The organism is Rhizobacter sp. Root404, from assembly GCF_001425865.1.
In the GTDB taxonomy this organism is placed as follows: Bacteria; Pseudomonadota; Gammaproteobacteria; order Burkholderiales; family Burkholderiaceae_C; genus LMDS01.
The window spans coordinates 283936-296849 of the sequence record NZ_LMDS01000001.1; the positions used below are offsets into that span (position 1 = coordinate 283936).

The 12914-nt window shown below is 69.8% G+C and carries 14 protein-coding genes; 4 read left to right on the forward strand and 10 right to left on the reverse strand.

Features of this window, described 5'->3' with window-relative positions:
* The first annotated feature begins 74 nt into the window (after positions 1–74).
* A complete protein-coding gene (locus ASC76_RS01410) occupies positions 75–1820 on the forward strand; it encodes a proline--tRNA ligase (protein WP_056461304.1) in 1746 nt (581 codons plus the stop codon).
* Positions 1817–2467 (forward strand): lytic transglycosylase domain-containing protein, encoded by a 651-nt coding sequence (locus ASC76_RS01415; RefSeq protein WP_056461307.1) that lies wholly within the window; start codon positions 1817–1819, stop codon positions 2465–2467. The genes ASC76_RS01410 and ASC76_RS01415 overlap by 4 nt, the downstream gene beginning before the upstream one ends.
* 4 nt (positions 2468–2471) lie before the next feature.
* On the opposite strand, the gene ASC76_RS01420 is transcribed toward ASC76_RS01415, so the two are convergent.
* From ASC76_RS01420 to hemA, 6 genes are all read right to left on the reverse strand, one after another.
* The gene (locus ASC76_RS01420) at positions 2472–3047 is read right to left on the reverse strand and encodes a UbiX family flavin prenyltransferase (RefSeq protein WP_056461311.1); all 576 of its coding nucleotides are present in this window, start codon (positions 3045–3047) and stop codon (positions 2472–2474) included.
* A complete protein-coding gene (gene grxD, locus ASC76_RS01425) occupies positions 3044–3364 on the reverse strand; it encodes a Grx4 family monothiol glutaredoxin (RefSeq protein WP_056461314.1) in 321 nt (106 codons plus the stop codon). The genes ASC76_RS01420 and grxD overlap by 4 nt, the downstream gene beginning before the upstream one ends.
* A 112-nt stretch (positions 3365–3476) precedes the next feature.
* Positions 3477–4091, reverse strand: a complete 615-nt coding sequence (locus ASC76_RS01430) for a hypothetical protein (RefSeq protein ID WP_056461317.1) — start codon at positions 4089–4091, stop codon at positions 3477–3479.
* 104 nt (positions 4092–4195) lie between these two features.
* Entirely contained in the window at positions 4196–5038 is an 843-nt protein-coding gene (prmC, locus tag ASC76_RS01435; RefSeq protein WP_056461319.1) for a peptide chain release factor N(5)-glutamine methyltransferase, read from the reverse strand.
* Positions 5035–6120 carry a peptide chain release factor 1 gene (gene prfA, locus ASC76_RS01440; RefSeq protein ID WP_056461321.1) on the reverse strand — a complete coding sequence of 362 codons (1086 nt, stop codon included), beginning with the start codon at positions 6118–6120 and terminating at the stop codon, positions 5035–5037. The genes prmC and prfA overlap by 4 nt, the downstream gene beginning before the upstream one ends.
* Before the next feature lie 76 nt (positions 6121–6196).
* Positions 6197–7483 (reverse strand): glutamyl-tRNA reductase, encoded by a 1287-nt coding sequence (gene hemA, locus ASC76_RS01445; protein WP_056461324.1) that lies wholly within the window; start codon positions 7481–7483, stop codon positions 6197–6199.
* Positions 7484–7551: 68 nt separating this feature from the next.
* Between hemA and ASC76_RS01450 the strand changes: the two genes are divergently transcribed.
* Positions 7552–7833, forward strand: coding sequence for a hypothetical protein (locus ASC76_RS01450; RefSeq protein ID WP_056461328.1), 282 nt, complete (start codon positions 7552–7554; stop codon positions 7831–7833).
* An 18-nt stretch (positions 7834–7851) separates the two neighbouring features.
* Here ASC76_RS01450 and miaB read toward each other — a convergent pair whose 3' ends face one another.
* Both miaB and ASC76_RS01460 read right to left on the reverse strand, forming a co-directional pair.
* Positions 7852–9264 carry a tRNA (N6-isopentenyl adenosine(37)-C2)-methylthiotransferase MiaB gene (gene miaB, locus ASC76_RS01455; protein WP_082548618.1) on the reverse strand — a complete coding sequence of 471 codons (1413 nt, stop codon included), beginning with the start codon at positions 9262–9264 and terminating at the stop codon, positions 7852–7854.
* Positions 9222–9611, reverse strand: a complete 390-nt coding sequence (locus ASC76_RS01460) for a hypothetical protein (protein ID WP_056461331.1) — start codon at positions 9609–9611, stop codon at positions 9222–9224. Before ASC76_RS01460 ends, miaB begins: the two co-directional genes overlap by 43 nt.
* A gap of 96 nt (positions 9612–9707) precedes the next feature.
* On the opposite strand from ASC76_RS01460, the gene ASC76_RS01465 reads away from it, so the two are divergent.
* Positions 9708–10322, forward strand: a complete 615-nt coding sequence (locus tag ASC76_RS01465; protein WP_056461334.1) for a LysE family transporter — start codon at positions 9708–9710, stop codon at positions 10320–10322.
* On the opposite strand, the gene fahA is transcribed toward ASC76_RS01465, so the two are convergent.
* Together fahA and hmgA are read right to left on the reverse strand one after the other, a co-directional pair.
* Positions 10300–11622 (reverse strand): fumarylacetoacetase, encoded by a 1323-nt coding sequence (gene fahA, locus ASC76_RS01470; protein WP_056461337.1) that lies wholly within the window; start codon positions 11620–11622, stop codon positions 10300–10302. The genes ASC76_RS01465 and fahA overlap by 23 nt on opposite strands.
* On the reverse strand, positions 11619–12914 hold the full coding sequence (gene hmgA / locus ASC76_RS01475; protein WP_056461340.1) for a homogentisate 1,2-dioxygenase: 1296 nt from the start codon (positions 12912–12914) through the stop codon (positions 11619–11621). Before hmgA ends, fahA begins: the two co-directional genes overlap by 4 nt.

A 12914-nucleotide genomic window follows, 5' to 3' on the forward strand; every position in this document is an offset into this window, starting at 1 on the left:
TGGCCCGACGCGCACCGCGCCGGCACGAATCGCGCTCGCATCAACCCGTTCAACACGACCAATCGGCCCGCCGCATGAAAGCATCCCGTTTCTTCATCTCGACGCTGAAAGAAGCGCCCGCCGACGCTGAAGTGGCGAGCCATCGATTGATGATGCGCGCGGGCTTCATCAAGCGGCTCGGCGCCGGCATCTACAACTACATGCCGATGGGCCTGCGTGTCATCCGCAAGGTCGAGGCGATCATTCGCGAGGAGATGGACCGGGCCGGCGGCGTCGAGTTGCTGATGCCTGTCGTGCAGCCTGCCGAGCTGTGGCAGGAGAGCGGCCGGTTCCAGAAGTACGGCGCCGAACTGCTGCGCCTGAAGGACCGCCACGACCGCGACTTCGTGATCCAGCCGACCAGCGAAGAGGTCATCACCGACATCGCGCGCCAGGAACTGCGAAGCTACCGCGCGCTGCCGAAGAATTTCTATCACATCCAGACCAAGTTCCGGGACGAGCGCCGGCCGCGTTTCGGCGTGATGCGCGGGCGCGAGTTCACGATGAAGGACGCGTACTCGTTCGATCGCGACGTCGAGTCGGCCAGCCGCAGCTACGACCAGATGTTCGCGGCCTACACGCGCATCTTCGAACGCATGGGCCTCACGTTCCGCGCGGTCGCGGCGGACAACGGCTCGATCGGCGGCGTGCGCTCGCACGAGTTCCAGGTCATCGCCGAGACCGGTGAAGACGCGATCATCTATTGCCCCACCTCCGACTACGCCGCCAACATCGAGCTCGCCGAGGCCGTCGCGCCGGCCGCCCCACGCGGCGCCGCGTCGGCCCCGCTCACCAAGACGCCCACGCCCGGAAAAGCCACCTGCGAAGACGTGGCCGAACTGCTCGGCGTTGCGCTGCAGTCGACCGTGAAGTCGCTCGTGCTCGCGACCGACAAGACCAGCGACGCCGGCGACGTGCTCGAGACCACCGTCTGGCTGCTGCTGGTGCGCGGCGACCACGCGCTGAACGAGATCAAGGCCAGCAAGGTGCCGGGGCTCGACAAGGGCTTCCGCTTCGCCACCGCTGCCGAGATCGACGCGCACTTCGGCTGCAAGCCCGGCTACCTCGGGCCGATCGGCATGGCGCAGCCGGTCCGCATCGTCGCCGACCGCACCGTCGCCCAGATGAGCGATTTCATCTGCGGCGCGAACCTCGCCGACTTCCACTACACCGGCGTCAACTGGGGCCGCGACCTGCCCGAGCCCGACCTGGTGGCCGACATCCGCAACGTCGTCGTCGGCGATCCGTCGCCCGACGGCCGGGGCGTGCTCGCCATCCAGCGCGGCATCGAGGTCGGCCACGTGTTCCTGCTCGGCTCGTTCTACAGCGAGAAGATGAATGCGACCTACCTCGACGAAGCCGGCAAGCCGCAGCTGATGCAGATGGGCTGCTACGGCATCGGCGTCACGCGCATCCTGGGCGCCGCGATCGAGCAGAACCACGACGAGCGCGGCATCGTCTGGCCGGCGGCGATCGCGCCGTTCACGGTCGTCGTGTGTCCGATCGGCTACGACCGCTCGGCCGAAGTGAAGGCCGCGGCCGACCGCCTGCACGACGAACTCGAAGCCGCCGGCATCGACGTGATGCTCGACGACCGTGGCGAGCGCCCCGGGGCGATGTTCGCCGACTGGGAACTGATCGGCGTGCCGCACCGCGTGGTGCTCTCCGACCGCGGATTGAAGGACGGCAAGGCCGAGTACCAGGGCCGGCGCGACGCACAGGCCACTGCCATCGCCATCGCCGACCTGCTGCCTTCGCTGAAGGCCAAGCTGACGGCATGAGCGAGCCCCTCTCCCGCCTCGGGAGAGCGCGGCGCAGCCTCGCCGCCGCCGCGATCGGGAGTCCGTTGGCCGCGTTGTGGCCGACGCGCGCGTTCGCCGGTGCGCAGGTCGAAGAACCGCTCGCGAACGCGGTGCGCTCGGCGCTCGCCGCGGCCGTTGCCGACGCCGCGCCGCCCAGGCCGCAGTTCGACACGATGGATGCGCGCCTGGCCTACCTGCGCTGGCTCGGCGAGATGAGCAACCGCTTGAAGCGGCGCGAGTCGGAGCACCTGCGCCGTGTCGAGTTTCTGCAGACCGCGTGGTACGAGAGCACCCGCGCCGGTCTGGAACCGGCGTTGCTTCTCGGGCTGATCCAGGTGGAAAGCGGTTTTCGCCGCTATGCAATCAGCAGCGCCGGCGCGCGGGGCTATACGCAAGTCATGCCGTTCTGGGCCAAGCTGATCGGGGACGGCGACCCGGCGCGGCTGTTCCACATGCAGACCAACCTGCGCTTCGGCTGCGTGATCCTGCGCCACTACCTCGACCGCGAGCGCGGCGACCTGTTCATGGCGCTCGGCCGCTACAACGGCAGCCGCGGCCGGGCCGAGTACCCGGACGCCGTGTTCGCGTCCCAGCGCCAGTGGCTCTACAAGCCGGCCGTGGCGTGACGGGCTAGAGACCGGCCCAGACCCTCGGCACTGCGCCGGTGATGCCGATCAGCCCCAGCACCCGCTCGACGGTGTCGTCGACCATCTCGTCGATGCTCTGCGGCCGGTGGTAGAAGGCCGGCAGCGGCGGGAAGATCACGCCGCCCATCTCCGTCACCGCCGTCATGTTGCGCAGGTGCGCCAGGTTGAACGGCGTCTCGCGCACCATCAGCACCAGGCGGCGACGCTCCTTCAACACCACGTCGGCGGCGCGGGTCAGCAGGTTGTCCGAGAGGCCGTGGGCCACGGCCGCGAGCGTGCGCATCGAGCACGGCGCAATCACCATCGCGTCGGTCGCGAACGAGCCGCTGGCGATCGCGGCACCGATGTCGGCCGGGTTGTAGGCGCGGTCGGCGAGCGATTCGAGCGCCCGACGATCCAAGCCGAGTTCATGGTGCGCGTTCAGCACGCCGGCCGGGCTGACGACCAGGTGCGTTTCCGCCCGGCAGGCCTTGAGGCGCAGCAACAGGCGCTGCGCGTAGACCGCGCCGGTCGCGCCGGTGATGCCGACGACGACGCGCGCGCGCGGCGCCGGGTTCAAGCCGGCGACAGCAGCGGTTGCAGTTCGCCGGCCTGGTACATCTCCATCATGATGTCCGAGCCGCCAACGAATTCACCGTTGACGTAGAGCTGCGGGATGGTCGGCCACTGCGCGTAGTCCTTGATGCCCTGGCGGATGCCCTCGTCCTCGAGCACGTTGACGGTCTTCAGCTCGGTCGTGCCGACGCCGCAGGCCTTCAGCACCTGCACGGCCCGGCCGGAGAAGCCGCATTGCGGGAACTGCGCGGTGCCCTTCATGAACAGCACCACGCGGTTGCCTTTGACGATGTCGTCGATGCGTTGTTGGACGTCACTCATGATGATCGGGCTCGCAAGCAGGAAGAAAAGGGGGACAGACAGGCGAGGTTATACGGCAAACCGTCCGCCGGCGGCCGCGGCGGCGCGGATGGCCCCGCCGCGCCGACGGGGTTCAGAACGCGTACGAGACGCCGAGTTGCAACAGCGGCGTCATCCGCATCTCGCGCACCGCGTCGTCCAGGCTCTGGCCGCCGGTCAGGCCGCGGCCGAGTCGCGCGCCGCTGCCGCTGCCCTGGGCCACCAGCCCCAGGTCGGCGTTGAAGCTCCAGCCGTTGCGCACCGACAGATTCGTGTAGCCGACACCGAGGTAGGGCGCCGTCGTCGTCTCCGCGGCCGGATCACCGGCAAGCGGCGCCGGCGCAAGGCCGATCGAACGGCTGCCGATGCTGAAGGCGTTGCCGCTGGCGAACCCGCCCTGTGCGCTGCCGAGCAGCGAGCGCGGGCCGACGATCAGCCCGCTGGTGGCGCGGAAGCCGCCGAGTTGGCGGGCGCCGACGAGCGAGCGGCTGAAGTAGTAGTCGCCCATCAGGCTGGCGCTGCCGAGCTTGGCGGTCGGGCTGTCGGCGCCCAGGCGCCAGGGGGTGGCGGGCGTCCCCAGGGACAGGCGGCCTTGCCATCGCGACCATGAGAGCGAGTCGGCGCCGGCGTACGGCGCGGGGTCGGCCGCGAGCGCGGCGGTCGAGACCAGAGCGAACGCCCCGGCGAACATCCACACGAACTGGCGCATTGCGGGCTCCTTTCGACGACAGGAACGGCCACCGGCCACAGCGGCAGCTTCATCGTACGCCGATGCCCGGCGCGCGGGTAGCGATCGCGCGAAAAAGCGTTGGGTCAACCCGTGCGTTCTGTCGCGGCGAGCGCTCGCCCGCCGGTGCAGCGCGGTTGCCCAGCCAGGTCGCGCCGGGTTTCGATGGCATCGAAGCCGTGTTCGCGCAGCAGCGCCTGGACCGCGTCCGCCTGGTCGTAGCCGTGCTCGAGCAGCAGCCAGCCGCTGGCGCGCAGGTGCGCCGCGGCGCCGGCGACGATGGCCCGCAATGCGTTCAGCCCGTCGGCGCCGGGCGTCAGTGCGAGTGTCGGCTCGTGGCGCAGCGCGGGCAGGTGCGGGTCGCCGCCGGCGATGTAGGGCGGGTTGCTCAGCACGAGATCGAAGCGCTCGCCGTCGAGCGCGTCCCACCAGGCGCCGCGGCAGGTGGCCAGCGGCAGGCCCAGCGCGTCGGCATTGGCGCGCGCGACCGCGAGCGCGTCCTCGGACACGTCGGTCGCGAGCACGTCCGCCTGCGGCCACGCCGCCTTGACCGCGAGCGCGATGGCCCCGCTGCCCGTGCCGAGGTCGACGACGCGCGGACGCGACGTCGCCGCGTCGGTCAGGCGATCCAGCGCCCAGTCGACCAGCAGCTCCGTCTCCGGCCGCGGCACCAGCACGCGCGCGTCGACCTGCAGCGTCAGCCCGTGGAATTCCTTGCTGCCGACCAGGTACGCAACCGGCTCGCCGGCCGCCCTGCGGGCCAGCAGTCCGCGCCACGTAAGCGCCTGTGCGGCGTCGAGTGCGGCGTCGTCATGCGCGTACAACCAGGCGCGCGGCCGCGCCAGCACATGCGCCAGCAGCAATTGCGCATCCAGCCGCTCGACGCCGGCCGCCCTCGCCTCGTGCAGCGCGCCGGCGACCGTCGTCATGCGTCGCCGCTTTCGAGCGCCGCCAGCTGCTCGGCGGCCTGCGCGGCCTGCAGCGCGGCGGTCACGTCGTCCAGGTCGCCATCGAGGATCAGCTGCAGCTTGTACAGCGTCAGGTTGATCCGATGGTCGGTGAAACGCCCCTGCGGGAAGTTGTAGGTGCGGATGCGGTCGCTGCGGTCGCCGCTGCCGATCAGGCCCTTGCGGGTCGCGGCCTCCTTCGCGGCGCGCTCGTTGCGGTCCTTGTCGCGCAGCCGCGCCGTCAGCACCGCCATCGCCTTGGCCTTGTTGCGGTGCTGCGAGCGGTCGTCCTGGCATTCGGCGACGATGCCGGTCGGCAGGTGGGTGATGCGGATCGCGCTGTCGGTCTTGTTGACGTGCTGCCCGCCGGCACCACTGGCGCGGAACGTGTCGATGCGCAGCTCGGCCGGGTTCAGCGTCACCTCTTCCGCCTCGTCGGGCTCGGGCAACACCGCCACCGTGCAGGCGCTGGTGTGGATGCGGCCCTGCGTCTCGGTCACCGGCACGCGCTGCACGCGGTGGCCGCCGGACTCGAACTTCAGCCGCGCATACACGTCGTCGCCCTCGACCCGGATCACCACTTCCTTGTAGCCGCCGAGGTCGCTGACGCTCTCGCTCATCAGCTCCGACTTCCAGCCGCGGCGCTCGCAGTGGCGCAGGTACATGCGCGCCAGGTCGCCGGCGAACAGCGCCGATTCGTCACCGCCGGTGCCGGCGCGGATCTCGATGAAGGCGTTGCGCGCGTCGTCCGGATCGCGCGGGAGCAGGGCGGTCTGCAACTCGAGGTCGAGCCGCTCGACATCGGCGCGCGCCTCGGCGATCTCCTGCTGCGCGAGCTCGGCCATGTCGGGATCGTCGAGCATCTGCCGCGCGTCGCCCAGGTCACGCTCGCGCTGCTCGTAGCGGCGGTAGCGCGCCACCAGGCCCGCGACCTCGGCATGCTCGCGCGACAGCGCGCGGTAGCGCTTCATGTCGCTCGCGACGCTCGGGTCGGCCAGGGTGGCGTCGAGTTCGGCCAGCCGCAGCGCGAGGCGCTCGAACTGGTGGCGGAGGGAATCTTTCATGCGGGCGTCGACGAGGAAGTCAGCGGAGTCGCAGCGCGCCAGGGGAGGGCGCGCAGCAGCGGCGGCGTGAGCGCCGCTAACGCTGATCGTCGACGGGCGGGCGCGCGCTTTGCCGCAGGAACAGCCGCGACACCGTCTGCGCCAACTGCGCGCGCTGGTCGCCATCGGCGGCAGCGTTCAACTCGGCCATCGTGCCGTGCAGCATCTTCTGCGTCAGGCCGCGCGACAGTGCTTCGAGCACGGCCTCGACGTTGTCGCCCTTCGCGAGCATCTTGCGGGCGCGCGCGATCTCGATCGCACGCCAGTCGTCGGCCTGGGTCTGCAGGGCCTGGATCAACGGGACCGAGCCGCGCTGGTCCAGCCAGTGCACGAAGCTCTGCACGCCGGTCTCGATGATCGCCTCGGCCTGCTCGACCGCGGCCTGGCGCTTCTCGCCGGCGGACTGCACCAGCGTCGACAGGTCGTCGACGGTGTAGAGGTAGACGTCCGACAGCCGCGCCACCTCGGGCTCGATGTCGCGCGGCACCGCCAGGTCGACCATGAAGATCGGCCGGTGCTTGCGCTGCTTGAGCGCGCGCTCGACGGCACCCAGGCCGATGATCGGCAGCGTGCTCGCGGTGCACGAGATCACGATGTCGAACTCGGCCAGCCGCGAGGGCAGGTCGGCCAGCCGCATGGCCTCGGCGCCGAAGCGACCGGCCAGCTTCTCGCCGCGTTCGAGCGTGCGGTTCGCGACGGCCATCGCGCGCGGGTGCCGCGCCGCGAAGTGGGTCGCGACCAGATCGATCATCTCGCCGGCGCCGACGAACAGCACCTTGTTCTCGCGCAGGTCCTCGAACAGCTGAGAGGCGAGGCGGACCGCCGCGGCGGCCATGCTGATCGAATGCGAGCCGATCTCGGTGGAGCTGCGCACCTCCTTCGCGACGGCGAAGGAGCGCTGGAACATCTGGTGCAGCGAGCCGCCGAGCGTGCCGGCGGTCTCGGCCTCGCGCACCGCCTGCTTCAGCTGGCCGAGGATCTGCGGCTCGCCCAGCACCATCGAATCGAGGCCGCTGGCCACGCGGAACGCGTGCCGCGCCGCGGCGCCCCCTTCGAGCACGTAGGCGTGCTCGCGCAAGGTCTGCGGCGAGACGCCGCCGACGCCGGCCAGCCAGTCGACCGCCGGCGTCACCAGGCCGCGATTGGCGCCGACATACAGCTCGGTGCGGTTGCAGGTCGAGACGATCGCGACCTCGCTGGCGCGCTGCAGCCGCTCGCGGAAGCCGCGCAGGGTGGGCGCCAGCTGCTCGGCCGAAAACGCGAACCGGCCGCGCAGATCGAGAGGCGCGGTGGTGTGGTTCAGGCCGAGGGCGAAGACGCTCATGTCCGAATTATAAAATCCGCGCCCGGCGCGCGTGTTTGCGCGCCGTCAAGCCACCGGAAAGGCACCGCTTGGGCCCGATCGACGCCGTCTGGCACCTGTTGAACTTCTTCGCGCCTGCCGTGGGCGTCGGGCTGATCGCGGCCGGGCTCGCCAAACTGCTGTGGCGGCGCGAGCTCAAGGCGGCCAGCTGGCGGCGCCTGGCGCTGTGGGCGTCGGGCGGCTGCGCGCTGGTGCTTGTCGCCGGGCTGGTGGTGTTTGGCCATGACGGCAAGATGGCGACCTACGCCGCGATGGTCGCCGCTTGCGGGCTGATGCTGTGGCTGGTCGGCTTCGGCCCGCTGCGGCGCTGAAGCACGACCGCGTGCCGTTCAGGCCGGCAGCGCCTGCGCCTGGCGCTGCAGCACCTCGCCCCGCAGCGAGTGCGAATTGGCTTCGGTGATCGTCACGTCGACCATCTGGCCGATCAGCCGCGTGGCGCCCTTGAAGTTCACCATGCGGTTGCATTCGGTGCGGCCGGCGAGCTCGGTCGGGTCCTTGCGCGACGGGCCTTCGACCAGCAGCCGCTGCACCGTGCCCAGGCGCGATTGGCTGATCGCGAACGCGCTGGCGGTGATCGCCTTCTGCAGCGCATGAAGCCGCTTCATCTTCTCGATCTGCGGCGTGTCGTCGGCCAGGTTCGCCGCCGGCGTGCCGGGGCGCGGGCTGAACACGAAGCTGAAGCTGTCGTCGAAGCCGATGTCGTCGATCAACTTCATCATCGCTGAGAAGTCCGCCTCGGTCTCGCCGGGGAAGCCGACGATGAAATCGCTCGACATCGAGATGCCGGGCCGCACCGCGCGCAGCTTGCGCACCGTGCTCTTGTATTCCATCGCGGTGTAGCCGCGCTTCATCGCCATCAGGATGCGGTCGCTGCCGTGCTGCACCGGCAGGTGCAGGTGGTCCACCAGCTGCGGCACCCGGGCGTAGACGTCGATCAGCCGCTGCGTGAACTCGTTCGGGTGGCTGGTGGTGTAGCGGATGCGCTCGATGCCGGGGATCTCGGCCACGTACTCGATCAGCAGCGCGAAGTCGGCGATCTCGGCCGTCGTGCCCATTGCGCCGCGGTAGGCGTTGACGTTCTGGCCGAGCAGCGTCACTTCCTTGACGCCCTGGGCGGCGAGGCCGGCCACTTCGGCGAGCACGTCGTCGAACGGGCGCGAGACCTCCTCGCCGCGCGTGTACGGCACGACGCAGTAGCTGCAGTACTTGGAACAGCCCTCCATGATCGAGACGAACGCGGTCGCGCCGTCGACCCGCGCCGGCGGCAGGTGGTCGAACTTCTCGATCTCGGGAAAGCTGATGTCGACCTGCGGGCGCATCTGCTTGGCGCGCTGGTTCAGCATCTCGGGCAGGCGGTGCAGCGTCTGCGGGCCGAACACCACGTCGACATACGGCGCACGCGCGATGATCGCCTCGCCCTCCTGGCTCGCCACGCAGCCCCCGACACCGATCAGCACGCCCTTGGCTTTCAGGTGCTTGACGCGGCCCAGGTCGCTGAACACCTTCTCCTGCGCCTTCTCGCGCACCGAGCAGGTGTTGAACAGGATCAGGTCCGCCTCGTCGACATCGGTCGTCGGTTCGTAGCCCTGCGCGGCGTGCAGCACGTCGGCCATCTTGTCCGAGTCGTACTCGTTCATCTGGCAGCCAAAAGTCTTGATGAAGACTTTCCTCGTGGCCCCGGTCTTGATGAAGACCTTCTTCACGGCTTGGTCCAGGTCATTGTCGTCGGGTCGAAGGTCCATGTGTTGGCCTGTTCGAGCGTCGCCGGCCAGGGGCGGATCGCCGCCTCGTCGGGCCGCAGGATCCAGACATCGCGCACCTGGCCACCGCCGATGTCGAGCGTGTAGTGCACCAGGCGCTTCGTGCCGACCAGCGCGGCCGGCAGCACGATCATGTTCTGCTCGTCCCGGACGCGCGAGCCGGGGGAGAGCGTGGTCGCGCGGCCGTTCAGCGCGATCGTGCCGTCGTCGGCGAAGGCGATGGTGCCGCGCAGTGTGTTCTGCGGGAAGGAGCGGGTCTGCGCGGCCGCCGGCGCGACGATGCTGGCGGCGACGGCGAACGCGAGGGCACAGCGGTACATGGTGTTCATCCAGTGGCTGTCGGAGTGGCGAAGCTGCGCATTTTACCGGTCGCCCTGCCGCGCGTACCATGCAAGCCCGCCACGCACTGCACACCCGGAGCCCCCATGTTCGGCATCGCTGACTACCCGTCGTTCGTCATCGCCGTGATCGTGTTCCTGATGATCCCCGGCCCAGGCAACCTGGCGCTGATCACGTCGACCGGCAAGGGCGGCCTGCGCGGCGGCTTCGCGTCGATCTTCGGGCTGATCACCGGCGATCAGGTGCTGATGTGGATGGCCGTTGCCGGCGTGGCCGCGCTGCTCAGCGCGTGGCCGCCGGCCTTCAACGCCGTGCAGTGGCTGGGCGCGGCGTACCTGGCCTGGCTGGGGCTGCGCATGCTGCTGGCCAAGGCCGGCGACAAGCCGGTGCTGAACATCAAGCCGCACCACTTCTTCAAGCAGTCCTTCGTGATCACGCTGCTGAATCCGAAGGCGATCGTGTTCTACATGGCGTTCTTCCCGCTGTTCGTCGACCCGGCGCGCCACCAGGGCCTGCTGACCTTCGGCGTGATGGCGGCGACGATCGCAGCGTTGACCTTCCTCTACGGCCTGATCGTCGTGCTGCTGACCCACCGGCTCGCCGAGCGGCTGCGCGCCAGCCCGGCGATCTCGAATGCGCTGCAGAAGGTCGCCGGGGTGTTCCTGATCGGCTTCGGCGTCAAGCTGGCGCTGTCGCGCTGAGCACCGTACCGCTGACCTCGCCGAGGCCGATTCGCGCGGCGCCGGCCCGGGCGCAATAGCCGCGCAGCGTCACGGTGTCGCCGTCCTGCAGGAAGGTGCGGGTCTCGCCGTTCGGCAGCGTGATCTGCTGCTTGCCGCCCATCGACAGCTCGAGCAGCGAGCCGCCCTGGCCGGCCGCGGGACCGGAGAGGGTGCCCGAGCCGAGCAGGTCGCCCGGCTGCAGGTTGCAGCCGTTCACGGTGTGGTGGGCCAGCAGCTGCGCGAAGGTCCAGTAGGCGGCTTCGCGGACGGAGGATTGCGACAGGCGCACGGCGGCCACGCCGGCCGCCTTCATCGCGGCGGTCTGCAGCCACGCTTCCAGCGTCATGTCGAGGGCGCCGTGTTCGCGGTTGAACGATGAGTCGAGGTAGGGCAGCGGCTGCGGATCACCGGCGGGCCGCGTGAACGCCGCACGGTACGGCGCCAGCGCCTCCATCGTGACGATCCACGGCGAGATCGTGGTCGCGAAGTTCTTCGCCAGGAACGGACCGAGCGGCTGGTACTCCCAGGCCTGCAGGTCGCGTGCCGACCAGTCGTTCAGCAGGCAGACGCCGAACAGGTGATCCTCGGCATCGGCGATCGCCACCGGCTCGCCGAGCGCATTGCCGGGGCCGACGAAGATGCCCAGTTCGAGCTCGTAGTCGATGCGCTGGCTCGGGCCGAATGCCGGCGTGGCGGCCTCGCCCTTGGTCTGGCCCAGTGGCCGCGGGAACTGCTGGCCGCTGACCCCGATCGACGAGGCGCGGCCGTGGTAGCCGATCGGGACCCACTGGTAATTGGGAAGCAGCGGGTTGTCGGGGCGGAACAGCTTGCCGACCGCGGTCGCGTGATGGATGCCGGTGTAGAAATCGGTGTAGTCGCCGATCGTGCAGGGCAGGGTCACCTGCGCCTCGGCCAACGGCAGCAACGCGCGGTCGAGCGCCTCCTGATGCGGGCTGCCGGCGGCGAGCGCGGCGGACAACTCGGCCCGCAGCGCACTGCGCGCCGCCGCGTTGCGTGCCATCACGATGGGCAGGTCGCCGAGCGCGAGCGACGCCATCATCACCTGCACCTCCGGGCTCCACGTGACCGCATCGGCGGCGAGCTTCAGGTCGAGCAGGTGGTCGCCGATCGCGACGCCGATGCGCCACGGCTCGGTCGTGTTGATGCGCCGGAAGCGCCCGAAGGGCAGGTTCTGGATCGGGAAGTCGCAGCCCGCCACGTTGGCGGAGGCGACCCAGCTCTGCAGCGCGGGATCATGGGTGGCGTTCAGAACATTCATGGCGTGAACTGATCCTTCAATCCGGCCCAGCAGTCGGCATAGTTGGCTTCGAGTTGCGGGCTCGTGAGCGCGAACTCGGTCGGAATGAACTTGTACCGGCTCTCGAACATGAACGCCAGCGTGTGGTCAAGCTTGTGCGGCGCCAGCGGCGCGTTGCTGGCGCGCTCGAAGGCCTCTTCGTCCGGGCCGTGCGGCACCATGCAGTTGTGCAGGCTCGCGCCGCCGGGCTTGAAGCCCTCGGGCTTGGCGTCGTACTGGCCGTAGACCAGGCCCATGAATTCGCTCATCAGGTTGCGGTGGTACCAGGGCGGGCGGAAGGTGTCCTCCATCACGAGCCAGCGCGGCGGGAAGATCACGAAATCGCAGTTGGCGGTGCCGGGCGTATCGCTCGGCGAGGTCAACATCGTGAAGATCGACGGGTCGGGATGGTCGAAGCTGATCGAGCCGATCGTCATGAAGTTCGCGGTGTCGTACTTCACCGGCGCCAGATTGCCGTGCCAGGCGACGACGTTGAACGGCGTCTGCTTCATCGGCGCGCGCCACAGCCGTCCGCCGTATTTCTTGATCACCTCGTAGTCGCCGGCGGCGGTCTCATACGCCGCGACGGGTGCCTGGAAGTCGCGCGCATTCGCCAGCCCGTTCGAGCCGATCGGGCCGAGCTCGGGCAGCCGGAAGTGGGCGCCATGGTTCTCGCAGACGTAACCACGCGACGGGCCATCGGGCAGCGCGACCTTGAACGCGACGCCGCGCGGCAGCAGCGCGATCTCGCCCGGCTTCACGTCGAGCACGCCCATCTCGGTCGTGATGACGAGGCGGCCCTGCTGCGGCACGACCAGCATCTCGCCGTCGGCATTGACGAACGCGCGCCGGTCCATCGAGCGCGTTGCCAGGTAGAGGTGAACGGACAGCCCGGTCTGCGCCTCGACATCGCCGTTGCCGGCGAGCGTGCGCATGCCGTCGATGAAGTCGGCATCGACCGTGTCGATCGGCAGCGGTGCCCAGCGCATCGGCTCCGGCGCGAGCGCGGTCCGCGGATCGCCGCCGCTGCGCCAGAACGCGTGCTCGTACGGTTGGTAGCGGCCGGCGACGACCGACGGCTGGCGCCGGTACAGCCAGGTGCGCCGGTTCTCGTGCCGCGGCGCGGTGAACGCGGTGCCCGACAGCAGCTCCGGGTACAGCGCGAACGGCGCGCGCTGCGGGCTGTTGCGACCCTGCGGCAGCGCGCCGGGCACCGCCTCGGTCGCGTGCTCGTTGCCGAAGCCGGTCAGGTACCGCAGGGTCGATTCGCTCAT